The 25,806-nt window shown below is 63.3% G+C and carries 28 protein-coding genes; 13 read left to right on the forward strand and 15 right to left on the reverse strand.

The genetic code is table 11. From position 1 onward, the window contains the following. The 4 genes from HP547_RS10030 to cmoB form a co-directional block, all read left to right on the forward strand. Positions 1-153: S16 family serine protease (locus tag HP547_RS10030; RefSeq protein WP_172286209.1), on the forward strand; the 153-nt coding region annotated here is incomplete at its 5' end. Between the two features lie 108 nt (positions 154-261). Continuing rightward, entirely contained in the window at positions 262-654 is a 393-nt protein-coding gene (locus HP547_RS10035) for a protease inhibitor I42 family protein (protein ID WP_172223573.1), read from the forward strand. Positions 655-743: 89 nt separating this feature from the next. Continuing rightward, positions 744-1,487 (forward strand): carboxy-S-adenosyl-L-methionine synthase CmoA, encoded by a 744-nt coding sequence (gene cmoA / locus HP547_RS10040; protein WP_172286210.1) that lies wholly within the window; start codon positions 744-746, stop codon positions 1,485-1,487. Next, complete coding sequence (cmoB, locus tag HP547_RS10045) at positions 1,484-2,440, forward strand: tRNA 5-methoxyuridine(34)/uridine 5-oxyacetic acid(34) synthase CmoB (RefSeq protein ID WP_172223566.1); 957 nt, start codon at positions 1,484-1,486, stop codon at positions 2,438-2,440. The genes cmoA and cmoB overlap by 4 nt, the downstream gene beginning before the upstream one ends. Before the next feature lie 69 nt (positions 2,441-2,509). Here cmoB and HP547_RS10050 read toward each other — a convergent pair whose 3' ends face one another. Then, the gene (locus tag HP547_RS10050) at positions 2,510-2,713 is read right to left on the reverse strand and encodes a hypothetical protein (protein WP_172286211.1); all 204 of its coding nucleotides are present in this window, start codon (positions 2,711-2,713) and stop codon (positions 2,510-2,512) included. Positions 2,714-2,971: 258 nt separating this feature from the next. Between HP547_RS10050 and HP547_RS10055 the strand changes: the two genes are divergently transcribed. Together HP547_RS10055 and HP547_RS10060 are read left to right on the forward strand one after the other, a co-directional pair. Further along, positions 2,972-3,646 (forward strand): heavy metal response regulator transcription factor, encoded by a 675-nt coding sequence (locus HP547_RS10055; RefSeq protein ID WP_172223560.1) that lies wholly within the window; start codon positions 2,972-2,974, stop codon positions 3,644-3,646. After that, a complete protein-coding gene (locus HP547_RS10060; RefSeq protein ID WP_172223557.1) occupies positions 3,643-5,025 on the forward strand; it encodes a heavy metal sensor histidine kinase in 1,383 nt (460 codons plus the stop codon). Before HP547_RS10055 ends, HP547_RS10060 begins: the two co-directional genes overlap by 4 nt. Positions 5,026-5,136: 111 nt before the next feature. Here HP547_RS10060 and pdxJ read toward each other — a convergent pair whose 3' ends face one another. From pdxJ to rpoE, 10 genes are all read right to left on the reverse strand, one after another. After that, complete coding sequence (gene pdxJ, locus HP547_RS10065) at positions 5,137-5,859, reverse strand: pyridoxine 5'-phosphate synthase (protein WP_175586180.1); 723 nt, start codon at positions 5,857-5,859, stop codon at positions 5,137-5,139. Between the two features lie 61 nt (positions 5,860-5,920). Further along, on the reverse strand, positions 5,921-6,604 hold the full coding sequence (recO, locus tag HP547_RS10070; protein WP_172223551.1) for a DNA repair protein RecO: 684 nt from the start codon (positions 6,602-6,604) through the stop codon (positions 5,921-5,923). Positions 6,605-6,728: 124 nt separating this feature from the next. Next, positions 6,729-7,631, reverse strand: coding sequence for a GTPase Era (gene era, locus HP547_RS10075; RefSeq protein ID WP_172223548.1), 903 nt, complete (start codon positions 7,629-7,631; stop codon positions 6,729-6,731). Continuing rightward, positions 7,624-8,313, reverse strand: coding sequence for a ribonuclease III (rnc, locus tag HP547_RS10080; protein WP_012273927.1), 690 nt, complete (start codon positions 8,311-8,313; stop codon positions 7,624-7,626). The genes era and rnc overlap by 8 nt, the downstream gene beginning before the upstream one ends. 161 nt (positions 8,314-8,474) lie before the next feature. Continuing rightward, positions 8,475-9,329 (reverse strand): signal peptidase I, encoded by an 855-nt coding sequence (gene lepB, locus HP547_RS10085; RefSeq protein WP_172223543.1) that lies wholly within the window; start codon positions 9,327-9,329, stop codon positions 8,475-8,477. 5 nt (positions 9,330-9,334) lie between these two features. Then, a complete protein-coding gene (lepA, locus tag HP547_RS10090) occupies positions 9,335-11,134 on the reverse strand; it encodes a translation elongation factor 4 (protein ID WP_016498174.1) in 1,800 nt (599 codons plus the stop codon). A gap of 180 nt (positions 11,135-11,314) precedes the next feature. Then, positions 11,315-12,715 (reverse strand): DegQ family serine endoprotease, encoded by a 1,401-nt coding sequence (locus tag HP547_RS10095; RefSeq protein WP_372242422.1) that lies wholly within the window; start codon positions 12,713-12,715, stop codon positions 11,315-11,317. Positions 12,716-12,924: 209 nt separating this feature from the next. Next, positions 12,925-13,890, reverse strand: a complete 966-nt coding sequence (locus HP547_RS10100) for a MucB/RseB C-terminal domain-containing protein (protein WP_172286212.1) — start codon at positions 13,888-13,890, stop codon at positions 12,925-12,927. A gap of 12 nt (positions 13,891-13,902) precedes the next feature. Continuing rightward, the gene (locus HP547_RS10105) at positions 13,903-14,493 is read right to left on the reverse strand and encodes a sigma-E factor negative regulatory protein (RefSeq protein ID WP_172223533.1); all 591 of its coding nucleotides are present in this window, start codon (positions 14,491-14,493) and stop codon (positions 13,903-13,905) included. A gap of 31 nt (positions 14,494-14,524) precedes the next feature. Further along, complete coding sequence (gene rpoE, locus HP547_RS10110; protein ID WP_003252049.1) at positions 14,525-15,106, reverse strand: RNA polymerase sigma factor RpoE; 582 nt, start codon at positions 15,104-15,106, stop codon at positions 14,525-14,527. Between the two features lie 435 nt (positions 15,107-15,541). Here rpoE and nadB point away from each other — a divergent pair, with 435 nt between their 5' ends. Further along, positions 15,542-17,146 (forward strand): L-aspartate oxidase, encoded by a 1,605-nt coding sequence (gene nadB, locus HP547_RS10115; protein ID WP_172223529.1) that lies wholly within the window; start codon positions 15,542-15,544, stop codon positions 17,144-17,146. Between the two features lie 133 nt (positions 17,147-17,279). On the opposite strand, the gene HP547_RS10120 is transcribed toward nadB, so the two are convergent. Then, on the reverse strand, positions 17,280-17,744 hold the full coding sequence (locus HP547_RS10120) for a protein YgfX (protein WP_172286213.1): 465 nt from the start codon (positions 17,742-17,744) through the stop codon (positions 17,280-17,282). Further along, on the reverse strand, positions 17,728-17,982 hold the full coding sequence (locus HP547_RS10125) for a succinate dehydrogenase assembly factor 2 (protein ID WP_172223520.1): 255 nt from the start codon (positions 17,980-17,982) through the stop codon (positions 17,728-17,730). The genes HP547_RS10120 and HP547_RS10125 overlap by 17 nt, the downstream gene beginning before the upstream one ends. A gap of 133 nt (positions 17,983-18,115) precedes the next feature. On the opposite strand from HP547_RS10125, the gene HP547_RS10130 reads away from it, so the two are divergent. Both HP547_RS10130 and HP547_RS10135 read left to right on the forward strand, forming a co-directional pair. After that, a complete protein-coding gene (locus HP547_RS10130) occupies positions 18,116-19,057 on the forward strand; it encodes a folate-binding protein YgfZ (protein ID WP_172223517.1) in 942 nt (313 codons plus the stop codon). Between the two features lie 55 nt (positions 19,058-19,112). Continuing rightward, positions 19,113-19,919: an HDOD domain-containing protein gene (locus HP547_RS10135; protein WP_172223514.1), complete on the forward strand. Its 807-nt coding sequence runs from the start codon at positions 19,113-19,115 to the stop codon at positions 19,917-19,919. Between the two features lie 73 nt (positions 19,920-19,992). Here HP547_RS10135 and HP547_RS10140 read toward each other — a convergent pair whose 3' ends face one another. Together HP547_RS10140 and HP547_RS10145 are read right to left on the reverse strand one after the other, a co-directional pair. After that, entirely contained in the window at positions 19,993-21,372 is a 1,380-nt protein-coding gene (locus HP547_RS10140) for a sensor histidine kinase (protein WP_172232647.1), read from the reverse strand. Further along, complete coding sequence (locus HP547_RS10145; protein WP_172232650.1) at positions 21,365-22,036, reverse strand: response regulator; 672 nt, start codon at positions 22,034-22,036, stop codon at positions 21,365-21,367. The genes HP547_RS10140 and HP547_RS10145 overlap by 8 nt, the downstream gene beginning before the upstream one ends. Before the next feature lie 200 nt (positions 22,037-22,236). Between HP547_RS10145 and HP547_RS10150 the strand changes: the two genes are divergently transcribed. The 4 genes from HP547_RS10150 to HP547_RS10165 form a co-directional block, all read left to right on the forward strand. Further along, on the forward strand, positions 22,237-23,526 hold the full coding sequence (locus HP547_RS10150; RefSeq protein WP_172286214.1) for an OprD family porin: 1,290 nt from the start codon (positions 22,237-22,239) through the stop codon (positions 23,524-23,526). Between the two features lie 46 nt (positions 23,527-23,572). After that, complete coding sequence (locus HP547_RS10155; RefSeq protein ID WP_172233235.1) at positions 23,573-24,553, forward strand: tripartite tricarboxylate transporter substrate binding protein; 981 nt, start codon at positions 23,573-23,575, stop codon at positions 24,551-24,553. Between the two features lie 178 nt (positions 24,554-24,731). Beyond that, positions 24,732-25,190, forward strand: a complete 459-nt coding sequence (locus tag HP547_RS10160; protein ID WP_172233160.1) for a tripartite tricarboxylate transporter TctB family protein — start codon at positions 24,732-24,734, stop codon at positions 25,188-25,190. A gap of 3 nt (positions 25,191-25,193) precedes the next feature. Further along, positions 25,194-25,806, forward strand: a 613-nt coding sequence (locus tag HP547_RS10165; RefSeq protein ID WP_172286215.1) for a tripartite tricarboxylate transporter permease, incomplete at its 3' end; no start/stop codon positions are given.

Below are 25,806 nucleotides of genomic sequence, written 5' to 3' on the forward strand. Positions count from 1 at the left end.
AAGGTAAGTGGGGCCGGGGGGCAGAGGAGCTTCGGGCGGATTTTGCCGGAGCCTAACCGCGGCGACTATGAGGAGCTGCCCGACTACCTGCGCGACGGCCTGACGGTACATTTCGCCAAGCGCTTCGCCGACGTGGCGAAAGTGCTGTTCTGACCCGTACCGGCCTCTTCGCGGGCTTGACCGCGAAGAGGCCGGCACCGGCAACACAAAACCTCACCCGCATCGGCTATCCTCAGGCCATTCCCAGCCTCCGGAGCCAACATGACCGTCCCTCGTCTGCTCGTTCCCCTGAGTTTTACCCTGCTTTCTGCCTGTGCCCAACAGCCCACCAACCCGATCGAGCTGGACGCCGAAAGCGAATGCCCCATCCGCCTGCAGGTTGGCCAGGCACTGACGCTCACCTTGCCCAGCAACCCGTCCACCGGCTACCGCTGGCGCATCGAAAACCCGGCTTCGAACATTTTGCGCAGCCTCGGCCCGGAGGTGTACAGCGCCCCCGATGAGGTAGGCGTGGTAGGCAGCTCGGGTGTTTCCACCTGGCGCTACCAGGCCAGCACCGCGGGCGAGGGCCACTTGTTGCTGGTCTATCAGCAACCCTGGGCCCGAGACGTAGCACCGGTGCAAACCTTCGATTGCGTGGTGCGCGTCAACTGAACGGGCAGCGCCGGTCAGCCAACCATGCATCCTGGCGACAGTTTGGCTAGAATGCGCACCCTGCATATCGCCAGCCGCCTGGATTCACCGTGAGCAAACAACCCGACCGCCTCTTCGCCCAGCCTCTGGAGCAGGTGCCCGATTTTGTCTTCAACGAGGACGTGGTGCGCGTGTTCCCGGACATGATCAAGCGTTCGGTGCCCGGTTACCCGACCATCGTCGAAAACCTCGGGGTGCTGGCTGCGCGCTTCGCCCAGCCGAACACCGCGCTGTACGACCTGGGCGCGTCATTGGGTGCCGTCACCCAATCGCTGCGCCGGCATGTGCGCGCCGACGGCTGCCGGGTGATCGCGGTCGACAACTCGGCGGCCATGGTCGAGCGTTGCCGGCAGTACCTGGTTGCCCAGGATTCGATGTTCCAGGAGCTGCTGCCAGTTCAGGTACTGGATGCCGATATCCTCGCCCTGCCCTTCGAGCCCGCTTCGGTGGTGGCGATGAACTTCACCCTGCAGTTCATCGCCCCCGAACAGCGCCTGCAGCTGCTTGGCCGCATCCGCCAGGCGCTGTTGCCCGGAGGCTCGCTGATCCTCTCGGAAAAACTGCGCTTCGCCGATGATGACGAGCAGGACCTGCTTAACGAACTGCACCTGGACTTCAAACGGGCCAATGGCTACAGCGAACTGGAAATTGCCCAGAAACGCAGTGCCATCGAAAACGTGATGAAGCCCGACACGCTGGAAGCCCACAAGGAACGCCTGCACGCCGCCGGCTTCTCGAAAGTGGTGCCCTGGTTCCAATGCCTTAACTTTGCCTCGTTGATAGCCCTGCCATGATCGATCTGTCCCCCCTCGTCCGCCGCCTGGCGGGTACGCCCCTGGCTTCCTGGTCGCAAGGCCTGCAAGCGCAACTGGAAGCCAAGCTGGAGAAGGGCCACGGCGACCTCGACCGCTGGCGCGGTGCGCTCGATGCCCTGCCCGCCCTGCAACCGAGCGAAATCGACCTGGTCAACGGGCTGCGCCTGGACTGCGACTGCGACGACGCCACCCGGGCCCGGATGCACCAGGCACTGATGGGCCTGTCGCCATGGCGCAAAGGGCCGTTCGACCTGTTTGGCGTGCACGTGGACACCGAATGGCGTTCGGACTGGAAATGGTCACGCATCGCCCCGCACCTGGACCTCAAGGGCAAACGTGTGCTCGATGTCGGCTGTGGCAACGGCTACTACCAGTGGCGCATGCTCGGTGCCGGCGCCGACATGGTAGTCGGGGTCGACCCCAACTGGCTGTTCTTCTGCCAGTTCCAGGCCGTGCAGCAGTACCTGCCGGACCTGCCAGCCTGGCATCTACCCTTCGCCCTGGAAGAGCTGCCCGCCAACCTGGAAGGGTTCGACACGGTGTTTTCCATGGGCGTGTTCTACCATCGCCGCTCGCCGATCGAGCACCTGCTGGCGCTCAAGGACTGCCTGGTCAAAGGTGGCGAGCTGGTGCTGGAAACCCTGGTGGTCGAGGGCGATGAGCAGCAAGTGCTGGTGCCAGAGGACCGTTACGCGCAGATGCGCAATGTCTGGTACCTGCCGTCGGTACCGGCGCTGGAACGCTGGCTGCGGCGTGCCGGCTTCAGCGATGTGCGTTGCGTCGACGTGAGCGTGACCAGCGTCGAGGAGCAGCGTAGCACCGAGTGGATGCGCTACCAGTCGCTGGGCGACTTCCTCGACCCGAACGACCACAGCAAGACCATCGAAGGCCTGCCGGCACCGCGCCGCGCCACCCTCCTGGCGCGCAAATAAAAAAGGCGCCCGGTTGGGCGCCTGAACACACCTGCGGCGAGGAGCTGTCGCGACGCAGGTGCTGTTACTTCAGTCCCTGGCCACCTCGCGGGCCTTCTCCTGCGCCTTGCGCTCACGCTCGGCAACGGCCTGTTGCCTGTCGCCGTACAGGCGCTGCTGGTCTTCGCGGAAGGCTTGCCAGAACTCTCTGGAGCGCTCCCCACCGCCCTCGGCGTAGACACTGGCGCTGCCCAGGGCAAGGGTGGCCAACAGCAAGTATTTGGTCAGGTTCATCGTGGTCGCCTCGTGATAACCGATCAGATGGGGCCATCCTAGCGAGGGTTAGCTAACGGCAAGGTGAGGCCGGGATTACAGTCCTGCAATGTGGCCATGCGTTGCCTGTTCGGGCCGAACAGACAGCCAGATAACGCCAGGATTACAAATCCGTTATCTGCACCGCAGGCCCTTACTCATGCCGTAACATCCCGGGCCTTGACCCTGATGTCACTACAGGGTGGAAAATCCCCTCTCTTCATCATCCCGAGCCCCCTCATGCGCCTACTGATCATCGAGGACGAACTGCGTACCGCCGATTACCTGCAACAGGGCCTGCGCGAGAACGGCTACGTGGTCGACTGCGCCCACACCGGCACCGACGGCTTGCACTTGGCCCGTCAACAGCCTTACGACCTGGTCATCCTCGACGTCAACCTGCCCGAGCTCGATGGCTGGACCGTGCTCCAGCGCCTGCGCGCCGAATCGACCACGCGCATCATGATGCTCACTGCCCACGGCCGCCTGGCCGACCGGGTCAAAGGCCTGGACCTGGGTGCCGACGATTACCTGCTCAAGCCCTTCGAATTCCCGGAGCTGCTGGCACGCATCCGCAGCCTGTTGCGCCGCAACGACCAGCAAATGCAGCCCGGCACCCTGCGTGTTGCCGACCTGGAGCTGGACCCGGGCCGCCACCGCGCCTACCGCGCCGGGCAGCGTATCGACCTGACCGCCAAGGAATTCGCTTTGCTGCACCTGTTGATGCGCCAGACCGGCGAGGTGCTGTCCCGGACGCAGATCATCTCGCTGGTGTGGGACATGAACTTCGACTGCGACACCAATGTGGTCGAAGTGTCGATTCGGCGCTTGCGGGCGAAGATCGACGACCCCTTCGACAACAAGCTGATCCATACCCTGCGTGGCGTTGGCTATGTGCTCGAGGCACGCGTTTGAAAAACGCCAGCCTGTCGCTTCGCCTGGGACTGAGCGTGACCCTGATGGGCGCCGCACTGGTGCTGCTGCTGGCCTGCCTGGCGGTGTTCGCGCTGGAGCACGAACTGGACAGCCGCGCGCGCAAGGACCTGGCCCGCAAGATGCTGCAGGTCGAGCACAACCTGCGCGTCGACCTGCGCAGCGAGGACCTGGGCAGCCGTGCCCATCCGTTGCTCGACCTGGTGATGGGCCACGACAACCTCAGCCTCAACGTACTCGCCCTCGACGGGCGCCACCCACACCTGCTCAGTCTGGGCCCTGCCGTGGAATCGCGGGTCGGCGACCTGCACACCGACATGCGCCTGAATTTCCACGAATGGCGTGACAGCAGCGGCAACCAGATCCTCACCGTCACCCGCCAGATGCGCCTGCGCGACGACACCCCGGTGCGGGTCATGATGTCGCTCAACCGCGCCGACGACCAGGACCTGCTCCAGGCCTATCTACGCTCGACCCTGCTGGCCCTGCCACTGTTGCTGGTGCTGATCGGCGCCGGTGCCTGGTGGCTGATGCAACGTGGCCTGAAGCCGCTGCGCCGGTTCCGGCGCATTGCCGGGCAGGTTTCAGCCCAGGACCTGCAGCACCGGCTGCCTGTCGCCGGCCTGCCGCTGGAACTGGCGGAGCTGGCGCGCAGCATCAACATCATGCTCGATCGCCTCGACCAGGGCGTGCGTCAGTTGTCCCAATTCTCCGACGACCTCGCCCATGAGTTGCGCACACCGCTGAGCAACCTGATGGGCAAGGCCCAGGTGACCCTGGCGCGTGAACGCGACAACGCCAACTACCGGGAAGTGCTGGAGGACAGCGTCGAGGAACTGACCCGGCTTAATCGCATCATCAACGACATGCTGTTTCTTGCCCAGGTCAGCCAGCCGCAAGCGCAGGTGGCGCTGAAGCCGTTGGCGCTCGCCGATGAGGCGTCACGCGTCAGCGAGTTGTTCGCATTCAGTGCCGAGCTAAAGGGTATCGAGTTGCACTTGCAGGGCTGGGGGACAGCACTGGCCGACCGCCTGAGTTTTCAGCGAGCGTTGTCGAACCTGTTGAGCAACGCCATTCGGCACAGCCCTGAGGACAAGCCTGTGGAGTTGCGAATCGAACGCCAGGGGTGTGAAGTTCGGCTATCAGTGGAAAACCAGGGGCCTGGTATTGCAGCAGAACACCAGTCGCGCTTGTTCGAGCGGTTTTACCGGGTAGGTTCGGGGCGCTCGCGGCTGGAGGGAGGCACAGGGCTGGGGCTGGCGATCGTCAAGTCGATCATGCAGTTGCATGGTGGGCGGGTCGAAGTGAACAGCGAAACCTTAGGGCCTACGCGGTTTACCCTGGTGTTTCCTGCTGAGTAAGCTGCCGCCTGTTCGGGCCCATTCGCGGGTAAACCCGCTGCTACATGGCTTGTATAACGCCATGTGGGAGCAGGTCTACCCGCGAATGGGCCCGAACAGGCAGCCTACCTGTCAGCGCGAAGCCGCGACGATCAGGGCCTTCATCTCGGCCACAGCGGCTTTGAAACCAACAAACAGTGCATGCGCCACCAGTGCATGCCCGATGTTCAGTTCATTGATGCCCTTGATTGCCGCCACCGCCTCGACGTTGTGGTAATGCAGCCCGTGGCCAGCATTGACGATCAACCCCTGCCCCACGCCAAACGCCACACCATCGGCGACACGCTTCAGCTCCTCAGCCACTTCGCTCGGGGTTTGCGCATCGGCATAACGCCCGGTATGCAGCTCGATAGCCGGCGCGCCCACGCGGCGCGACGCCTCGATCTGCCGCTCGTCGGCATCGATGAACAGCGACACTTCGGCACCGGTACGTGCCAGGCGTTCTACTGCTGCCTTGATCCGTGCCTCCTGGCCCGCCACATCCAGCCCACCTTCGGTGGTCAGCTCCTGACGGGTCTCGGGTACCAGGCAGATATGCGCCGGACGGATCTGCTCGGCAAAGACCATCATCTCTTCGGTGACGCCCATCTCGAAGTTCATGCGGGTCTGCAGCACATCCTTGAGCAGCACCACGTCACGCTCCTGGATGTGCCGGCGGTCTTCGCGCAGGTGCACGGTGATGCCATCGGCACCGGCTTCCTCGGCATCCAGGGCGGCCTTGACCGGATCAGGGTAACGCGTGCCCCGGGCTTGGCGCAGGGTCGCCACGTGGTCGATATTTACGCCTAGAAGCATGCGGTTGCTGTGAGTCACGAAAGGCTCTCCTGAGGTATGAGCCCCACAGCATACGTCGTGATCAGCGCTTGCGAAACAGTTCCCGGCTGACCAGCGGTTTCGGCCCCAGGTGAACCGCCAATGCCTGGCGCATCAGGCGCTTGGCTGCCAACAAGGCGCCAGGGGCGTCCCAGTCGGCTTCAGCCAGGGCCAGCAGCTCAGTGCCACGGAACAGGCCCGGCTGCACCAGCTCGATCCGCTCCAGGCCGGCATCTACACGCAGGCGATACAAGCCGTCGGCAGCGATCGGCTGGTCGTTGACGTCATGCGCCAAGGAAAACGCATACCCGAGTTCGTCCAGCAGCCGCCATTCGAAGGAACGCAGCAGCGGCTCCAGCGGACGACCGGCGGCCAACGCTTGCAGGGTCAGGGTGTAGTGTTCGAACAGTGCCGGGAACGGCGCTTCGGCAGGCAACAGGCGCATCAGCAGCTCGTTGAGGTACAACCCGCTGAACAGTGCATCGCCGTTCAGCCAGGCGGCAATACCGGCGCTGTCCATGCGCCCGACGTTCTTCAGCTCGCCGCGTCCGCGCAGCTCTACCTCCAACGGCACGAATGACCGCACCAGGCTGCCACCCTTGCCCCGCGCCCGCCGCAGCACCGCACGTACGCGGCCCTGCGGGGTGAAGAAGTCCACCAGCGCGCTGGTTTCCTTGTAGGCACGGCTATGCAGGACGTAGGCCGGTTGGCCGACAACTTGATCCATGTGCGATCTCTACTATTCACAAACAACTGTGGGAGCGGGTTTACCCGCGAATGCGGTGGTGAATCCACTGACGCATTCGCGGGGAAACCCGCTCCCACAGAGTAACCTGAGCAGTCAGGTGGAGTTATAGGTCGCCGTAGCCCAGCGAACGCAAGGCGCGCTCGTCGTCGGACCAGCCGCCTTTGACCTTGACCCAGAGGTTGAGCATGACCTTGGAGTCGAACAGCACTTCCATGTCCTTGCGCGCCTCGGAGCCGATGCGCTTGATGCGCTCGCCCTTGTCACCAATGATGATCTTCTTCTGGCCGTCGCGCTCGACCAGGATCAGGGCGTGGATATGCAGCACATGACCCTGCTGCTTGAACTCCTCGATTTCCACGGTGATCTGGTACGGCAGCTCTGCACCGAGCTGACGCATGATCTTCTCGCGAACCAGCTCGGCAGCCAGGAAGCGGCTGCTGCGGTCGGTGATCTGGTCTTCGGGGAAAAAGTGGTCGTTCTCCGGCAGGTGCTTGGCGATCTGCGCTTCCAGCGCTTCGAGGTTGTGCCCCTGCTGCGCAGAAATCGGCATCACCTCGGCATTCGGCAGTTGCTCCTGCAGCCACTGCAGGTGCGGAATCAGCTCGGCTTTCTCTTCCATGCGGTCGGTCTTGTTGACCGCGATGATCAGCGGGCCGGTCACGTACTGCACACGCTCCAGCACCAGTTGGTCCTCGTCGGTCCACTTGGTACGGTCGACCACGAAAATAACCACATCGACGTCCTTCAGGGCAGCCGATGCAGTGCGGTTCATGTAGCGGTTCAGGGCCTTGTCATTGGCCTTGTGCATGCCGGGGGTATCGACGTAGATCGCCTGCACATCACCCTCGGTCTTGATACCGAGCATGTTATGGCGGGTGGTCTGCGGCTTGCGCGAGGTAATCGCCAGCTTCTGGCCGAGGATGTGGTTGAGCAGGGTCGACTTGCCGACATTGGGGCGGCCGACAATGGCTACGTAGCCGCAGCGGGTCGGGGTGTTATCAGTCATTGCCATTCTCCACGCCCAGGGCGATCAGTGCAGACGCGGCGGCAACTTGCTCGGCAATACGCCGGCTAACGCCCTGGCCACGACTCTTGTTGTTCAGCAGCACCACTTCGCATTCGACGAAGAAGGTCCGGCAGTGCGGTTCACCCTGGATATCCACTACCTCATAACGCGGCAGCTCACAGCTGCGCGATTGCAGAAATTCCTGCAGGCGGGTTTTCGGATCCTTGTTGGTGTCGACCAGGGTCAGGCCTTCGAATTCGTCGGCCAACCAGGCGAGCACACGTTCGCGTGCCGTGTCCATGTCTGCGTCCAGATAGATGGCGCCGATCAGCGCCTCCAGGGCATCAGCCAGGATCGACTCGCGGCGGAAACCACCGCTCTTGAGCTCACCCGAACCCAGGCGCAGGTATTCGCCCAGGTCGAAACCACGGGCCAGGCGGGCCAGAGTCTCGCCCTTGACCAGCCGCGCTCGCAGGCGCGACAACTGGCCTTCACGGGCCTGCGGGAAGCGCTCGAACAGCGCTTCGCCGGCGACGAAGTTGAGAATGGCGTCACCGAGAAACTCCAGGCGCTCGTTATTGCGCCCGGCATAGCTGCGATGGGTCAGGGCCAGGAGCATCTGGTCCTGGTTCTTGAAGGTGTAACCGAGCTTTCGCTCCAGACGGGCAAGGGAAGCAGTCATGCGGCCACCCGTTGGTTGTTCAACGCGTTGTTCAAATCAACATCCTGAAAGACTGTTTGGCTGTGGTACGCCGCTAAACACGGCGAATCTCCCGATCCCTGAGAACACAGCCTATGTCAGAAATGCATTCGGCGCTGTCTGCTGGACAGCGCCGAAGGGTATCAATGGATCAGACCAACCCGCGACAGGTTGGGCAGGTGGCTGAGCTTGGGCTCTGGCCAGCTCATCCAGACCGCAAAGGCCTTGCCGACGATGTTCCGGTCCGGAACCATGCCGTGCAGTTCCTTGGGAATGTTCGGATCATCCCAGTAGCGGCTGTCGTTGGAGTTGTCGCGGTTGTCGCCCATCATGAAGTAATGGCCGGCCGGTACGGTCCATTGCTGGTCCGGCGGCATGCGATAACGGCTCATTTCCTTGCGGATCAGGTGTTCGGCCTCGCCGAGCTTTTCCTTGTACAGCTCGGCGCTGCCCAAGGTGCCCGGTTCGGTACCCACCAGTTGCTCGGCAATCGGCTGGCCGTTGACGAACAGCCGCTTGTCGTTGGTATAGCGGATCTGGTCGCCCGGCAGGCCGACCACACGCTTGATGTAATTGACGTTCGGGTCGCTCGGGTAGCGGAACACCATCACATCACCGCGCTGCGGGTCACCCACCTCGATGACCTTCTTGTCCACCACCGGCAGGCGAATGCCGTACGAGAACTTGTTCACCAGGATGAAGTCGCCCACTTCCAGGGTCGGTTTCATCGACCCGGAAGGGATCTGGAACGGTTCGACCAGGAACGAACGCAACACCAGCACGATGAACAGCACCGGGAAGAACGACTTGCCGTACTCGACCAGCAACGGTTCCTTGTTCAGGCGTTCGACCACCGCCATCTCGGGCTGGCTGACGCTGCCCTGATAGTTGGCGATTGCCGCACGCCGGCGCGGGGCCAGGAACAGCAGGTCGATCAAGCCCAGCAAACCGCAGACGAAGACGGCGATGACCAGCAACAGCGGGAAATTTAGCGACATAGGACCTAGCTATCCAACCTGAGCACGGCGAGGAAGGCTTCTTGTGGAATTTCCACGTTGCCCACCTGTTTCATGCGTTTCTTACCGGCCTTCTGCTTCTCCAGCAGTTTCTTCTTACGGCTGACGTCACCACCGTAGCACTTGGCCAGTACGTTCTTTCTGAGCGCCTTGACGGTTGTCCGCGCAATGATCTGGCCGCCAATGGCTGCCTGGATCGCCACATCGAACATCTGCCGAGGGATCAGCTCCTTCATCTTCTCGGTCAACGCACGGCCTTTGTAGGCCGCGTTGTCGCGGTGCACGATCAACGCCAGGGCGTCTACCTTGTCGCCGTTGATCAACACGTCCAGCTTGACCAGGTTGGCCGACTGATAGCGATCGAAATGATAGTCCAGCGAAGCATAGCCGCGGCTGGTGGACTTGAGACGATCGAAGAAGTCCAGCACCACTTCGTTCATCGGCATGTCGTAACGCACCTGCACCTGGCTGCCGAGGAACTGCATGTCGCGCTGCACGCCACGCTTCTCGATGCACAGGGTGATCACGTTGCCCAGGTGCTCCTGCGGCACCAGGATGGTCGCGGTGACGATCGGTTCGCGGAAATCGGTGACCGCCGAGACGTCAGGCAGCTTCGACGGGTTGTCGACGATGATGGTTTCGCCGGTTTTCAGCTCGAGCTCGTAGATCACGCTAGGTGCGGTGGTGATCAGGTCCAGGTCGTATTCGCGCTCCAGGCGCTCCTGGATGATTTCCATGTGCAGCATGCCGAGGAAGCCGCAACGGAAGCCGAAGCCCAGTGCATCGGAGCTTTCCGGCATGTACTGCAGCGACGAGTCGTTCAGGGTCAGCTTCTGCAGGGCATCGCGGAAGTCTTCGAAGTCGTCGGAGCTGACCGGGAACAGGCCGGCGTAGACCTGTGGCTGGATCTTCTTGAAGCCTGCCAGTACTTCGACCTCCGGGGTCGAGGACAAGGTCAGGGTGTCACCCACCGGGGCACCGTGAATGTCCTTGATGCTGGCGATGATGAAGCCCACTTCACCGGCTTTCAGGTCAGCCGTCTGGGTATGCTTCGGGGTGAATACGCCGACGCTGTCGACCAGGTGCACCTTGCCGGTGGACTTGACCAGGATCTTGTCGCCTTTCTTGACCCGGCCCTGGCGCACACGCACCAGCGAGACCACGCCCAGGTAGTTGTCGAACCAGGAGTCGATGATCAGCGCCTGCAGCGGCGCGTCAATTTCGCCTACCGGCGCAGGGATGGTGTGCACCAGGCGCTCGAGCACCTCGTCCACGCCCATGCCGCTCTTGGCACTGCAGGCCACGGCGTCGGTGGCGTCGATGCCGATGATCTTCTCGATCTCGTCCTTGACGCGGTCCGGATCTGCCTGCGGCAGGTCCATCTTGTTCAGCACCGGCATGACCTCGAGGCCCTGCTCGATGGCGGTGTAGCAGTTGGCGACCGATTGCGCCTCGACACCCTGGCCGGCATCGACGACCAGCAGTGCGCCTTCACAGGCCGCCAGCGAGCGCGAAACTTCATAGGTGAAGTCGACGTGGCCTGGGGTATCGATGAAGTTCAGCTGGTAGGTCTTGCCGTCCTGCGCCTTGTAGTGCAGCGTGACGCTGTGGGCCTTGATGGTGATCCCGCGCTCACGCTCCAGGTCCATGGAATCGAGCACCTGGGCTTCCATTTCGCGCGCCGACAGGCCACCGCACATCTGGATGAAACGGTCGGCCAGCGTCGACTTGCCATGGTCGATGTGGGCGATGATGGAGAAATTGCGGATATGACTCAAATCACTCACGGGTCAACACTCGAAAAGGCTGCGAGCCGGACGCCCGCCGAAAAATAGCCGGGAATTGTACCTTAAACAGCAGGGATAGGGGAGGTTCCTCTGTCCGACTGTACACAGGATTCGCCCCTGCAATTGTGAACGTTCATGAAAAAGGGCAGCCGAAGCTGCCCTTGTACCCTGCGAACGCGCTTACTCGGCGAGCTTGAAGGTGATGAAGCTGGCACGCCCCTGGCGCAGCACCCGCATCGACACCGAGCGGTTCTTCGGCAGGTCCTTGGCGATTTCGGTGAACTCCTTGGCCGAACCGATGGCCTGGTTGTTCAGATGGCTGATGACGTCACCCGGGCGCAGGCCGATCAGCGCTGCCGGGCCATCCTGGACTTCCTTGATGACCACGCCACCTTTGAGCTCCAGGGATTTCTTCTGCTCGGCGGACAGGTCGGCCACCGATACACCCAGGCGATTGCTGCTGCGCTCGGCGCTGCCTTCGGCACCGGTGCCGATATCGGCATCGTCATCCGGCATGGCACCCACGGCCACATCCAGGTTCTGGCGCTTGCCGTTGCGGATGATTTCGAGCCTGGCTTTCTCGCCATCCTTCAGGCTGCCCACCAGGTGCGGCAAATCTGCCGACATCACGATCGGTTGGCCGTTCATGCTCAGGATCACGTCACCCACCTGCAGGCCGCCCTTGGCTGCCGGACCGTTTTCCAGTACCTGCGCCACCAGCGCACCCGCCGGTTTGTCGAGGCCGAACGACTCGGCCAGGTCCTTGTTGACCTCTTGGATGACCACGCCCAGCCAGCCACGGCTGACCTTGCCGTCTTTCTTCAGCTGGTTGGACACATCGATCGCCACGTCGATCGGGATGGCGAACGACAGGCCCATGAAGCCGCCGGAACGGGTGAAGATCTGCGAGTTGATACCCACCACTTCGCCCTTCATGTTGAACAACGGGCCGCCGGAGTTACCCGGGTTGATGGCCACGTCGGTCTGGATGAACGGTACATAGGTGTCGTTGGGCAGGGTGCGGCCCTTGGCGCTGACGATACCTTTGGTCACCGAGTGGTCAAAGCCGAACGGCGAGCCGATGGCCAGTACCCACTCGCCAACCTTGAGCTTCTCGGAATCGCCCAGCTTGACGATCGGCAGGTTCTTGCCTTCGACCTTCAGCAGGGCCACATCGGTACGCGGGTCGGTGCCGATCAGCTTGGCCTGCAGCTCACTGCGGTCCGACAGGCGGACGATGATCTCGTCAGCATCGGCCACCACGTGGTTGTTGGTGAGCACATAACCGTCGCTGGAAATGATGAAGCCCGACCCCAGCGACATCGCCTCACGCTGGCGATCACCGCGCGGGGAGCGTGGCTGCTGCGGCATGTTGCGCTCGAAGAACTCGCGGAACATCGGCGGCAGGCCTTCCAGGTCCGGCATCTGCCCGGCGGCCATGCGCCGGTCCGGGAGCTTCTGCTTGGTACTGATGTTGACCACCGCCGGCGAGGCTTGCTCGACCAGGGTGGTGAAGTCCGGCAGGGCTTCCTCGGCCTGGGCGGTGAGCACCTGGCCGAGCATCAGCACGGCGGCGAACATCGATAGGTAGGATTTCAAGCGTGGTGTTGACATACGACTCCCGTCACAACGAGCGGTAGTTTAGAAAGGCCCCTGCACAACGCAGGAAAGGCCAGGCTCCTGAAAGCCTGACCTATAGAAAATTTGCCGATGGATTGCAAATGACAATGCTTTAATTTCATTTCAGCCGTATGTCCGCCCACCTTGGCAAAATTGCGAAAAGCGCGCCATCACTGGCGCGCCTGGGCATCCTGGGGGCGCATCGACAGTGCGACGCGTTCTGCCGTACCCAATGGGATTTCGCCGACCACGGTCACCATCACCTTGCCCTTGGGCGTGTTCAGGCGACGCGAAACCGCTGAAGTCGGGCCCAGCTGGGTGCGCATGTCGGTGCCGCCATCATCCTTGACCGATTCGAGGAATACCGAGAAACGCGCCAGGCCATCGTCGTACATGAGGCTGCTGACGGTGCTCCCGCGTTTCGGATCGGGGCGCACCGAACTGTTGACCAGCTCGAACCCGGGCGGCAGCCAGTCCGAGCGCCAGCCGGCGACGCTGTCGTTGCCAGCGGCCGCAACCTGCTGCACCGGCTTGCAGGCAGCGCTGGGGCGCAGGTCATTGTCGCTGGGCGACTGACTGGTATCGAGGCGGGTCATCTGGAAGCGCTCCAGCAACTGCCCTTTGTCGTTGAGCATCAACGAGCGCAGCGGCAAACCGGTTAAACGGTCCAGATGCAATTCGAAAGCATAGCGGTGCTGGTCACGGGGGGTGAGCGTCACGATCACGGCGTCGCGCCCGGCGACCCGTGACTTGCCCGCCACGCTCAAGTCGTACCAACCCATCAGTTTCAGCGGATCAAGCACACGCGAGGCATTGTCCGGCGGCGTTGTCACACCGCTGACCAAGTCCCCGCTGACACACTCTACCTTTCCGTCCACGCGCACGATTTCCTGGGCGGCGCCATCGAGCTGCAATAGCCGCTCGCTGACCTTGCCGTCCACGACTTTGTGCCAGATATCGTGGGAAGAAAAACTGCCGTTGCGTTCGTAGACAAAAGAGCCTTGATAGCTCTGTTTTTGCTCGGCCTGTGCCAGCTTGTTCAGCCACTCATTCGCCTGGGGCGAAGAGTTGGCCGCCAATGCTGGCACCACCATGCAGCTGCCAATCAGCAGCGACAGGAGAGGTAGCGCGCGCATGATCCTCCTTACTTAACGGTTTTCCAGGCTGGCAGCGCGGGCATACGGCAAGGCGGTTTCAGTGCCCTTGAGCGCAGATTCCTGGGCGTGCTGGCGCAGATAGCCTGGCAGACGCTGATCCCATCCGGCCTGGTTCTGCAACACGCCGTTGGCCATTGGCCCGGTCGGTTGCTCACTGCTTTCACTATAGCCTGCCAGAACGGCCGGGCCCTGGGCTTGCGGCACGCTCAGACCCTGCTGGGCAGGTTGCTGGGCAGCCAGCTCGGCGCCGGTGATTTCGTCCTGGTTGTACATACGTACACCGGCCAGCACGGCCACGGTGACCGAGGCAGCAACCGCCAGGCGGCCAATGCTGCGCCACGGGCCTTTGTTGACCTTGGCCGGCACGGCTTCGTCAGCCAGCGCCGCAGACACCGCCGAGGCGATATCCAGGTTCGGCAGCAGCAGCTCCTTGTGCATGGCTGCACGGGCAACCTGGTAACGCGACCAGGTGGCACGGGTTTCGGCATTGTCGACGGCGCTCAGCACCCGACGCAGTTCCAGTTCGTCCGCTTCGTTATCCATCACCGCGGACAGCGATTCCTGCAAAGCTTCACGACTCATGGCGGTTCCTCTCTTGGCTGTCGCCGCTGTCTCAGGTTTCCTGCAACAACGGCTGCAGGGCTTTATCTATGGCCTCCCGAGCGCGGAAGATTCGAGAGCGCACGGTACCCACCGGACATTGCATGACACTCGCAATGTCTTCGTAACTCAGTCCGTCGAACTCGCGCAGGGTCAACGCCGTGCGCAGGTCTTCAGGCAGTTGCTGGATGGTGCGATGGACAGTGCCTTCGATTTCATCCCGCAACAACGAGCGCTCTGGGGATTCGAGATCCTTGAGACCATGATCGCCGTCATAAAACTCCGCATCCTCGGAGCTCACATCGCTGTCTGGCGGCCGTCTTCCACGGGACACCAGGTAGTTCTTCGCCGTGTTGATGGCGATGCGGTACAGCCACGTATAAAACGCACTGTCGCCGCGGAAGTTGCCAAGCGCACGGTAGGCCTTGATGAAGGCTTCCTGTGCTACATCCTGGGCCTCGTGGGTATCGTGAACGAACCGCACGATCAACCCGAGAATCTTGTGCTGATACTTCAGCACCAACAGATCGAACGCTCGCCTGTCACCGCGCTGCACGCGCTCGACAAGCTGCTGATCCTCTTCCTGGGTTAGCATGAACACTCCTCGGTGAACTCGAAGGAGCGCTGCATCAGCCATCGTTCAGGCTTGCAACCATAGACTCGGGCTTTGCGCAAAAGTTCTCCCCTCCAAGCAAGTTTCCTGCAGCCCTTGGTCGGCTTGCACGGAAGACGCGGCGCGGGCACGGCCGGCTACGTCGATAATCAGGTTTCGAATACGCAGGTACAGCCCGGAAAAGGCCTGCCACCCTGCGTCGCCGCGGCAAACTGTGGCGTGCGGGCAGCCTTCATAGGATTTCCGGGCATACCGGAAAGTTCCCGCAAAGGTTGTCGCGAACTGGCGGGCGGCATGGAAATTGGCCACCCGGGGCTGCTATAAAGGCTACCCGGCCAAGTTTAACGATAGTTTCACATTGCCATCGGCGCGTGACTATTGTGCCGTGCCCCTCCCGAAGATTACTAGTGTCCCGACATGAGCCAACAATTCCAACATGATGTCCTGGTGATCGGCAGCGGTGCCGCCGGTCTCAGCCTGGCACTGAACCTCCCCAGCCACCTGCGCGTCGCCGTGCTCAGCAAGGGCGACCTGGCCAACGGCTCGACCTTCTGGGCCCAGGGCGGTGTTGCAGCGGTGCTGGACAATACCGATACCGTACAGTCGCATGTCGAGGATACCCTCAATGCTGGCGGCGGCCTGTGCCATGAAGATGCGGTACGTTTTACCGTCGAGCACAGCCGCGAGGCCATCCAGTGGCTGATCGAGCAAGGCGTGCCCTTTACCCGCGACGAGCACAACAGCGTCGACGACGGCGGCTTCGAGTTCCACCTGACCCGCGAAGGCGGCCATAGCCACCGGCGCATCATTCACGCTGCCGACGCCACCGGTGCAGCAATTTTCACCACGCTGCTGGCCCAGGCCCGCCTGCGCCCGAATATCCAGTTGCTGGAGCAGCGTGTGGCGGTCGACCTGATCACCGAGCGCCGCCTGGGCCTGCCCGGCGAGCGCTGCCTGGGCGCCTATGTGCTCGACCGCAATACCGGTGAGGTAGATACCTTCGGCGCACGCTTCACGGTACTGGCCACGGGCGGTGCGGCCAAAGTCTACCTGTACACCAGCAACCCCGATGGCGCCTGCGGCGACGGCATTGCCATGGCCTGGCGCGCGGGGTGCCGGGTGGCGAACCTGGAATTCAACCAGTTCCACCCGACGTGCCTGTACCACCCGCAAGCCAAGAGCTTCCTGGTTACCGAAGCCCTGCGCGGCGAGGGTGCCCTGCTGCGCCTGCCCAATGGCGAGCGCTTCATGCCACGTTTCGATCCGCGCGAGGAACTGGCCCCGCGCGACATCGTGGCGCGTGCCATCGACCACGAGATGAAGCGCCTGGGCGTGGACTGCGTGTACCTGGACATCACCCACAAGCCCGCCGACTTCATCAAGAGCCACTTCCCAACCGTGTACGAACGCTGCCTGGGCTTTGGCATCGACATCACCCGCCAGCCGATCCCGGTGGTGCCAGCCGCGCACTACACCTGTGGCGGGGTTATGGTCGATGACCGCGGGCATACCGACGTACCAGGCCTGTACGCCATCGGCGAGACCAGCTTTACCGGCCTGCACGGCGCCAACCGCATGGCCAGCAACTCGTTGCTGGAATGCTTCGTGTATGGCCGCGCGGCGGCTGCGGACATCCAGGCGAACCTGGAGCAAGTGGCGATGCCCCAGGCCTTGCCTGGGTGGGACGCCAGCCAGGTTACAGACTCGGACGAAGACGTGATCATTGCGCACAACTGGGACGAATTGCGGCGATTCATGTGGGACTATGTCGGCATCGTGCGCACCAGCAAGCGCCTGCAGCGGGCCCAGCACCGCATTCGCCTGCTGCTGGACGAAATCGACGAGTTCTACAGCAATTACAAGGTCAGCCGGGACCTGATCGAGCTGCGTAATCTGGCGCAGGTGGCCGAGCTGATGATTTTGTCGGCGATGCAGCGCAAGGAAAGCCGGGGGTTGCATTACACCCTGGATTACCCGGGAATGCTGGATGAGGCGAGGGATACGGTGCTGAGTCCTTTGTGAGAGGGGGACTGGGCTAGCGTGCGGGTTGAGACCGGCAGTTGCCCGCCTTGCCATCTCCAGCGCCTGTGAAATCGAGTGCCGCGCGGGCGGCGCTCGATTTCACAGGCGCCGAAAATGCCATGGTGAACACCTGTCAGCCCTGACCCGCCCCCACATCAGCCCAACGTCGCCGACTGAACTTCAACCGCACCCGCAATCGCCGATGCTCATCCGGCCTCAGCGCATCGCGCAGCACACACTGGCTCTCCCCCACACACCGCCCGGGCCGCACAAAACGCAACACCACCAACCCCGGTAGCGCCACGCTGTCGCGACACAACCGCACCGGCTGCCAGCCACGCGCGCGGCTGAACACCTGCCAGCCGCGCATATCACGGCGCAGGCCGACAACGGCATGTTCATGGGTCAACAGAATTCGTCGGGGAATGGCGCAGCCAGCGTGGGCAATGCAGGCGGCGAGCACAGAAACGGCCAGCCACCCAGGCAGCGGGCTCGCACACACGGCAAGCCATGCCAGCACCTGACAGGTCAGGTAGGCCGCCAGCAGCAGGCGCGAGCCCTGCCAGCGGCACTCGAAGCACTCACTTGGGCTGGACACGGTCCAGAATGATGCGGACCATGCGCTGCAGCTCCGGGTCTTCGGACTCGGTACGCTCCATGAACCAGCCGAACATGTCCTGATCCTCACAGCTCAACAGGCGCACATACAGCTCGCGGTCAGTCTCGTTGAGGGTGGCGTACACTTCCTGGGTGAAAGGCACCAGCAGCACGTCCAGCTCCAGCATGCCGCGGCGGCTGTGCCAGAAAAGCCGGTTGAGTTCAGTTTGTTCGACCATGGGGCCCTCCTCGAATGGCCGGCCAGTATACAGCCAGGCGAGCGAAGCGGCACCGGGCGTTGGTCTAGTCACCTACCTATTTTGTTACCGGCGTTCTATGATGGCCGCCAGTCTTTAGCCACCGCGATGACCCATGGCCGATTCCGCTTTCTTCTGCCCCCTGTCCCACGAGGGCATCCTCGCCGTCCGCGGCTCCGATGCAGGCAAGTTCCTGCAAGGCCAGCTGACCTGCAACATCAACTATCTCAGCCCTGAATACGCCAGCCTCGGCGCCCGCTGCATGGTCAAGGGGCGCATGCAGTCAAGCTTCCGCATCCTGCCAGAAGGCAACGGCTACCTGCTGGCCATGGCCAGCGAGCTGCTAGACGCGCAATTGGCTGACCTGAAAAAGTACGCCGTGTTCTCCAAGGCCACGCTGACCGATGAAAGTGCCGCCTGGGCACGCTTCGGCCTGCAGGGTGGCGACACTGCACTGCAGTCGCTGGGGCTCGATGTGCCCGCAGACGCCGGCAGCACCGCGCGCCATGACGGCCTGATCGCCATCGCAGTGTCGGCGGGCCGCGTGGAACTGTGGGTACCTGCAGACAGCGCCGCCAGGGTGCGCCAGGCACTGGCCGGCGCCCTTCCCGAAGGCACCCTCGACGACTGGTTGCTGGGGCAGATCCGCGCCGGTATCGGCCAGGTCATGGGGCCAACCCGCGAGCTGTTCATCCCGCAGATGATCAACCTGCAGGCAGTTGACGGTGTCAGCTTCAAGAAGGGCTGCTACACCGGCCAGGAAATCGTCGCGCGCATGCAGTACCTGGGCAAGCTCAAACGCCGCCAGTACCGCCTGGCACTGGACCAGCAGGCTGCCCCCGCCCCGGGTGCCGAGATATTCTCGCCTACCCATGGCTCGTCGGTCGGTGAGGTGGTGCTGGCTGCCAATAATGGCGCGGGCTGCGAACTGCTCGCGGTGCTCAGCGCCGATGCGGTGGCCGACGACAATCTTCACCTGGGCAGCCTGGAAGGCCCGCGCCTGCAGGTGCTGACCCTGCCCTACGAACTGGACCGCGACCAGGAAATCCTGCGCTGACCAGCCTGCCCCGCCCCTGCGGCGGGGCCGCACCACCACTGCGGTAGACAAGCCCATGAACAAGCTGGCCGAGATGGTTCAAGCACAATTGCTTGATGCCATCGAAAAGGATGACCTGGTCCTGCCGACACTGCCCGAGGTTGCCTTGAGCATCCGCGAGGCAGCGGAAGACAGCGAGATCAGCGTAGCGGCCCTGAGCAAGGTAATCGGTCGCGATGCGGCCCTTTCAGCGCGCCTGATCAAGGTAGTCAACAGCCCATTGCTGCGCGCCGCGGTCGAGGTCACCGACCTGCATACCGCTATCACGCGGCTGGGGATCAATTACAGCTGCAACCTGGCCATCGGCCTGGTAATCGAACAGATTTTCCACGCACGGGCGCCGGCGGTTGAGCATAAACTGCGCGATATCTGGGCAAACAGCCTGGAAGTTGCCGGTATCAGCTATGAAGTCTGCCGTCGCTTCACCCAGCTCAAACCCGACCAGGCCACCCTTGGCGGGCTGGTCAACCAGATTGGCGCCCTGCCGGTGCTGATCTATGCCGAAGAGCACAACGAACTGTTGTCGGACCCGGTGTGCCTGCACTATGTGATCGAGCAGATTCAGCCGGTGCTGGGCGACAAGATCCTCAAGGCGTGGGAGTTTCCCGAGCAGTTGGTGAGCCTGCCAAGCCAGATCCAGGACCTGGACCGGCAGACCGACAAGGTCGATTACATCGACATCGTGCAGATCGCCCGCTGCATCAGCCAGCGCGGCCGCAACCGGCCGCTGGCAGCGCTGCCGGCGTACCGCCACCTGGGGTTGCCGTTCGGCACCGAGCTGGAGGTGGATGAGCTGCTGGAGGCGCGAAGCATGTTGCGCTGAGTGGTGTAAGCCTGTGCTGGCCTCTTCGCGGCAATCCGGTTCACCCGCGAAGAGGCCAGCACAGGCAAACCCATCAGTCGGCAATAAAGCTCACCCGCACCCGCAACCCACCATTGGCTCCATCATGCAGGCTCACCTGCGCCAGATGCGCCCGGCAGATTTCGCCAACAATCGCCAAGCCAAGCCCGCTACCCTGCGCGCTACGCCGATAGAAACGTTCGAACACCCGTTCGCGCTCGGCCTCGGGAATCCCCGGCCCATCGTCCTCGACCTCCAGCACCGCCGGCGCCAATACCCGCAGAATCACATTGCCGCCCGCCGGTGTATGCGCCAGGGCATTGTCCACCAGGTTGCTCAGCAGTTCGTTGAGCAGCGTCGGCTCCCCCTTCAGCCATACCGGCGCCTCGGCCTCGAGCGCCAGCGCGACCCCGCGCTTGTGGGCCAGCGGCGCCATGGCCATGCCCAGCTCACGGGCCAGCTGGCTCAAGTCCAGGCGCTGCGCGCCGCCCTCGGCAATCGCTCGAGCACCGTTCTCGACCCGCGCCAGCGACAGCAGCTGGTTGGCCAGGTGGGTCAGGCGATCGGTACCCTGGGCCGCAGATTCCAGGGTCTGCCGCCACTCCTGCGGCTCGGAAGAGCGCAGGCCCAACTCGACCCGTGCCTTCAGCGCCGCCAGTGGTGTACGCAGCTCATGTGCGGCGTCGGCGATGAACTGCGCCTGGCGCTCGAACTGGCCGCGCAAGCGCTCGGTAAAGTGGTTCAAGGCCCGTACCAGCGGACCCAGCTCGCGCTGCACCTGTACCACCGGCAGGGCCCGCAGGTCGTCCGGCTGGCGCTCTTCCACCGCTGTGCGCAGGCGCTCCAGCGGCCGCAGCGCTGCACTCACGGCAAACCACACCATCACCAGTGCACCCAGTGCCAGCATCCCCAGGCGCAACAGGGTATCGGCCATCAGCCCGCGAGCCATGCGCACCCGCGCTTCCTCTGTTTCGGCAACGCGAATTTCCGCCATGCCGTTCATGTTCGGCTCGCTGACCGCCTTCAGCAGGCTGACCACGCGCACGTCCTGGCCCAGGTAGGTGGCGTTGTAGAACCGCGCCAGCGCCGGGTAGTCGTCGGTGCGGGGGGTGCCCGCAGGTGGTGCAGGCAGGTTCTCGTAGCCGGAAATCAGCCGCTGCTTGATATCCAGCACCTGATAGTAGATCCGCCCGGCGCTGTCATAGGCGAAGGTATCCAGGGCCACGTAGGGCACGTCCGCACTCAGCGAGCCATCGCGTTGCGACAGACCGGCGGCGATGGTCCGCGCCGACGCCAGCAGTGTGCGGTCGTAGGCGGTGTCGGCGGCCTCTCGGCCGTTCCAGTACGCGCTCAGGCCGCTGGCCAGCATCAGCACCACCAGCAACAGGGCCAGATTGCCCAGCAAGCGCCCGCGCAGGCTACCGTTGTCACGCATCGCGATGCTCGAGCAGGTAGCCCAGGCCGCGGAAGGTGACAATGGCCACCGGGTGGCCGTCCAGCTTCTTGCGCAGGCGGTGGATGTAGATTTCGATGGCGTCGGGGCTGGCCTCTTCGTCCAGGCCGAACACCTGGGCGGCCAGTTGCTCCTTGCTCATCACGCGGCCCGGCCGGGCGATCAGCGCTTCCAGCACGCTCTGTTCGCGCGAGGTCAGGGTCAGGTTGTCGTCACCGAGCGAGAAACGCCGTGTGTCGAGGTCGTACACCAGCGGCCCACAGCGTTGCTGGCGCTCACCACCGAGCACGCTGCGGCGCAGCAGGGCCTTCACCCGGGCCTCCAGCTCGGTCAGCTCGAACGGCTTGGCCAGGTAGTCGTCGGCCCCCAGGTTCAAGCCATGCACCCGGTCCTTGACGTCGCTGCGCGCGGTCAGCATCAGCACCGGCACGGTCTTGCCGCGGCCACGCAGGCGCGCCAGCACCTCGAAGCCATCCATGCGCGGCAAGCCGACATCCAGCACGACCACCGCATATTCCTCACTGGCCAAGGCCAGGTCGGCAGCCACGCCGTCATGCAGCACATCCACGGTCAGGCCGTGGCTCTTCAGGGCCTGGGCCACGCTTTCGGCCAGTTGCAGATGGTCTTCGACCAGCAGCACACGCATCGGTTTCTCCCTGCTCGGGTGGGGCGGTGGCGCGGAGTGTACCGCTGTACTCAGGCCTGTGAAGCCCCTGGTAACAAACCTTTCTCATTGAAAGGTTAGCGAAAGGTTCGTTGCCTAGCATCGCACCACGGTCGCTCCTCGCGCCGAAAAAAGCACCAGCAAGGTGCAACGAATAAGAACAATAAACGGAGTCATCATCGATGCTGTCATCGCAGCCGCAGGCGTTCGCGCCTACCCGTTCCTTTGCCGCACGCCCCTCTGCCATCGCCAGCGCCCTTGCGCTTGCCGGTGTTGCCCCGATGAGCCAGGCCGCCTTCTTCGAAGACAGCACAGCCACCTTCGAAACCCGAAACATGTACTTCAACCGCGACTTCCGCGACGGCACCAGCGCGCAACAATCCAAGCGCGACGAGTGGGCCCAGGGTTTCATCCTCAACTTCGAGTCCGGCTACACCGATGGCACCGTAGGCTTTGGCCTGGATGCGCTGGGCATGCTCGGCATCAAGCTCGACTCCAGCCCCGACCGCACCGACAGCGGCCTGCTGCCGGCCCACGATAATGGCAAGGCTGCCGACGAGTACTCCAAACTCGGGCTGACCGGCAAGGTCAAGATCTCGCAGACCGAACTGAAGATCGGCACCCTGATCCCCGAACTGCCGACCCTGCAGCCCAACGATGGGCGGATCCTGCCGCAAACCTTCGAAGGCGGCCTGCTTACCTCGAAGGAGATCAAGGGCCTGACGTTCACCGGTGGCCGCCTGGACAAGGCCAAGGACCGCAACGACACCAACTGGGAAGACCTGGCCCTGAACAACAAGAACGGCCGCTTTGGTGGCTCGTTCAGCGCCGACAACCTGGCCCTGGGTGGCCTGGACTACCAGTTCACCGACCGCATCACCGGCAGCTACCACTTCGCCCAGCTCGACGATATCTACCGCCAGCACTTCATCGGCATGGTCGCGACCCAGCCGTGGGGCCCGGGTACCTTCGGCGCCGACCTGCGCCTGGCAGTCAGTGACGACGCCGGCGCCGCCAAGGCCGGCAACATCGACAACACCACGGTCAACGGCATGCTCAGCTACAGCCTGGGCGGACACAAGGTCAGCGGTGCCTGGCAGCAGTTGTCCGGCGACAGCGCCTTCCCGTATGTCGATGGCGCCGACCCGTATCTGGTCAACTTCGTCCAGATCAACGACTTTGCCGGTGCCGACGAGCGTTCCTGGCAGGCGCGCTACGACTACAACTTTGCCGCGCTCGGCGTACCTGGCCTGACCTTCATGACCCGCTACATCAGCGGCGACAACGTCAGCCGCGCCGCCGGTGGTGAAGGCAAGGAGTGGGAGCGCAATACCGAACTGAAGTACGTGGTACAAAGCGGCGCGCTGAAAAACGTCGCCGTGCGCCTGCGCAACGCCACCTTCCGCTCCAACTTCGCCCGGGATGCCGACGAAGTGCGGCTGCTGGTGAGCTACAGCGTGGCGCTGTGGTAAGCCAATAGCGATAACCCGATAACAACAACGCTCACGGAGATCGACGATGACCTTTTCACTGCGCCGCCTTGTCCTCGCTACCGGCTGCCTGCTGCTGGCCGGCAACGCCCTCGCTGCCGAACCGAAACGCCCCGAATGCATCGCCCCGGCCTCGCCGGGCGGTGGCTTCGACCTGACCTGCAAGCTGGTGCAAAGCGCCTTGGTGCAGGAAAAGATCCTCAGCAAGCCGATGCGCGTCACCTACATGCCCGGCGGTGTCGGCGCCGTGGCGTACAACGCCGTGGTTGCCCAGCGCCCGGGCGATGCCGGCACCCTGGTGGCCTGGTCCAGCGGCTCGTTGCTGAACCTGGCCCAGGGCAAGTTCGGCCGCTTTGACGAGAACGCAGTCAAATGGCTGGCTGCGGTCGGCACCAGCTACGGCGCCATCGCGGTGAAAAGCGACTCGCCCTACAAAACCCTCGATGACCTGGTCGCGGCGCTGAAGAAAGACCCGAGCAAGGTCGTGATCGGCTCCGGCGGCACCGTCGGCAGCCAGGACTGGATGCAGACCGCGCTGATCGCCAAGGCCGCCGGCATCAACCCGCGTGACCTGCGCTACGTGGCCCTGGAAGGCGGCGGCGAGATCGCCACGGCACTGCTGGGTGGGCACATCCAGGTCGGTTCGACGGACATCTCCGACTCCATGCCGCATATCCAGAGCGGCAACATGCGCATCCTGGCGGTGTTCTCGGAAAAACGCCTGGACGAGCCGGAAATGAAGGACATCCCTACCGCCAAGGAGCAGGGCTACGACATCGTCTGGCCGGTGGTGCGCGGCTTCTACCTGGGGCCAAAGGTGAGCGACGAGGACTACGCCTGGTGGAAGGCCTCGTTCGACAAGATGCTGGCCTCGGAAGACTTCGCCAAGCTGCGTGACCAGCGCGAACTGTTCCCGTTCGCCATGACCGGTGAAGAGCTGGACGGCTATGTGAAGAAGCAAGTGGCTGACTACAAGGCACTGGCCAAGGAATTCGGCCTGGTCCAGTAAGCCTCCAACGACACCCGCTCTTTGTAGGAGCGGCCTTGTGTCGCGAAAGGGCTGCAAAGCAGCCCCAGCGATTTGTGCACCGCTGCTGGAATCGTGGGGCCGCTTCGCAGCCCTTTCGCGACACAGGGCCGCTCCTACAAAGGATCTGCGTCTTGCCGAACAACAAGAGGATTCCTTGATGATCCTGCAACGCATCTTCGCCCTGGCCCTGCTGGCGGTGTGCGCCGTCCTGGCCGTGATGGCCTGGCCCTACCAGGCGGCGTTTTCCTATGAACCGGTAGGCCCGCGCGCCTACCCACTGTTGATGCTGGGCCTGATGGGCCTGGGTTTGCTGTACCTGGCGTTCCGCCCTACGCCCATCGTGCGCAAGGACGATGAGCCCGAGCTGGACCGCCACACCCTGATCAAGATCGCCGCCTGCGTCGGCCTGCTGCTGGTCTTTGCCGCCACCTTCGAACCCCTGGGCTTTATCCTCAGCGCCATCCTCGTCGGTCTGCCAATGGCCCGCCTGTACGGCGGTCGCTGGCTGCACAGCGCCATCGTGGTGGTCGGCATGAGCGTGTTCCTCTACTGGCTGTTCGACCGCGTGATGGACGTGCCCCTGCCCCTTGGCCTGCTGAGCGTACTGGAGAACTGACACATGGATACCTTGAGCTACCTGGGCCAGGGCTTCGGCGTCGCCCTGTCCCCCTACAACCTGGTCACGGCCCTGTCCGGCACCCTTATCGGCACCGTGGTCGGCCTGCTGCCGGGCCTGGGTCCGATCAACGGCGTGGCTCTGCTGATCCCCATCGCCTTCGCCCTGGGCCTGCCGCCGGAGTCGGCGCTGATCCTGCTGGCGGCGGTGTACCTGGGTTGCGAGTACGGCGGGCGTATCAGCTCGATCCTGCTGAACATCCCGGGCGAAGCCTCGACCGTGATGACCACCCTGGACGGCTACCCGATGGCGCGCAAGGGCCTGGCGGGCGTGGCCCTGTCGTTGTCGGCATGGAGTTCGTTCATCGGCGCCTTCATTGCCACCTGCGGCATGGTGCTGTTCGCCCCGCTGCTGGCGAAATGGGCAATCGCCTTCGGGCCGGCGGAATACTTCGTGCTGATGGTTTTCGCCATCGTCGCCCTGGGCGGCATGGCGGGTGACAAGCCGCTGAAGACCTTCATCGCCGCCTTGATCGGCCTGTTCCTTTCGGCAGTCGGTATCGATGCCAACAGCGGTGTGTACCGTTTCACCGGTGACAGCGTGCACCTGGCCGACG

The sequence above is a fragment of the Pseudomonas sp. CM27 genome, assembly GCF_013179515.1.
Taxonomy (GTDB): Bacteria; Pseudomonadota; Gammaproteobacteria; order Pseudomonadales; family Pseudomonadaceae; genus Aquipseudomonas.

Coding starts and splice junctions, on each gene's coding strand:
- HP547_RS10035 (WP_172223573.1), top strand. CDS start 262: ATGACCGTCCCTCGTCTGCTCGTTCCCCTGAGTTTTACCCTGCTTTCT.
- cmoB (WP_172223566.1), top strand. CDS start 1,484: ATGATCGATCTGTCCCCCCTCGTCCGCCGCCTGGCGGGTACGCCCCTG.
- HP547_RS10050 (WP_172286211.1), bottom strand. CDS start 2,713: ATGAACCTGACCAAATACTTGCTGTTGGCCACCCTTGCCCTGGGCAGC.
- HP547_RS10055 (WP_172223560.1), top strand. CDS start 2,972: ATGCGCCTACTGATCATCGAGGACGAACTGCGTACCGCCGATTACCTG.
- pdxJ (WP_175586180.1), bottom strand. CDS start 5,859: ATGCTTCTAGGCGTAAATATCGACCACGTGGCGACCCTGCGCCAAGCC.
- recO (WP_172223551.1), bottom strand. CDS start 6,604: ATGGATCAAGTTGTCGGCCAACCGGCCTACGTCCTGCATAGCCGTGCC.
- era (WP_172223548.1), bottom strand. CDS start 7,631: ATGACTGATAACACCCCGACCCGCTGCGGCTACGTAGCCATTGTCGGC.
- rnc (WP_012273927.1), bottom strand. CDS start 8,313: ATGACTGCTTCCCTTGCCCGTCTGGAGCGAAAGCTCGGTTACACCTTC.
- lepB (WP_172223543.1), bottom strand. CDS start 9,329: ATGTCGCTAAATTTCCCGCTGTTGCTGGTCATCGCCGTCTTCGTCTGC.
- HP547_RS10095 (WP_372242422.1), bottom strand. CDS start 12,715: ATGTTCGCCGCCGTGCTGATGCTCGGCCAGGTGCTCACCGCCCAGGCC.
- HP547_RS10100 (WP_172286212.1), bottom strand. CDS start 13,890: ATGCGCGCGCTACCTCTCCTGTCGCTGCTGATTGGCAGCTGCATGGTG.
- HP547_RS10105 (WP_172223533.1), bottom strand. CDS start 14,493: ATGAGTCGTGAAGCTTTGCAGGAATCGCTGTCCGCGGTGATGGATAAC.
- rpoE (WP_003252049.1), bottom strand. CDS start 15,106: ATGCTAACCCAGGAAGAGGATCAGCAGCTTGTCGAGCGCGTGCAGCGC.
- nadB (WP_172223529.1), top strand. CDS start 15,542: ATGAGCCAACAATTCCAACATGATGTCCTGGTGATCGGCAGCGGTGCC.
- HP547_RS10125 (WP_172223520.1), bottom strand. CDS start 17,982: ATGGTCGAACAAACTGAACTCAACCGGCTTTTCTGGCACAGCCGCCGC.
- HP547_RS10130 (WP_172223517.1), top strand. CDS start 18,116: ATGGCCGATTCCGCTTTCTTCTGCCCCCTGTCCCACGAGGGCATCCTC.
- HP547_RS10135 (WP_172223514.1), top strand. CDS start 19,113: ATGAACAAGCTGGCCGAGATGGTTCAAGCACAATTGCTTGATGCCATC.
- HP547_RS10140 (WP_172232647.1), bottom strand. CDS start 21,372: ATGCGTGACAACGGTAGCCTGCGCGGGCGCTTGCTGGGCAATCTGGCC.
- HP547_RS10145 (WP_172232650.1), bottom strand. CDS start 22,036: ATGCGTGTGCTGCTGGTCGAAGACCATCTGCAACTGGCCGAAAGCGTG.
- HP547_RS10150 (WP_172286214.1), top strand. CDS start 22,237: ATGCTGTCATCGCAGCCGCAGGCGTTCGCGCCTACCCGTTCCTTTGCC.
- HP547_RS10155 (WP_172233235.1), top strand. CDS start 23,573: ATGACCTTTTCACTGCGCCGCCTTGTCCTCGCTACCGGCTGCCTGCTG.
- HP547_RS10160 (WP_172233160.1), top strand. CDS start 24,732: ATGATCCTGCAACGCATCTTCGCCCTGGCCCTGCTGGCGGTGTGCGCC.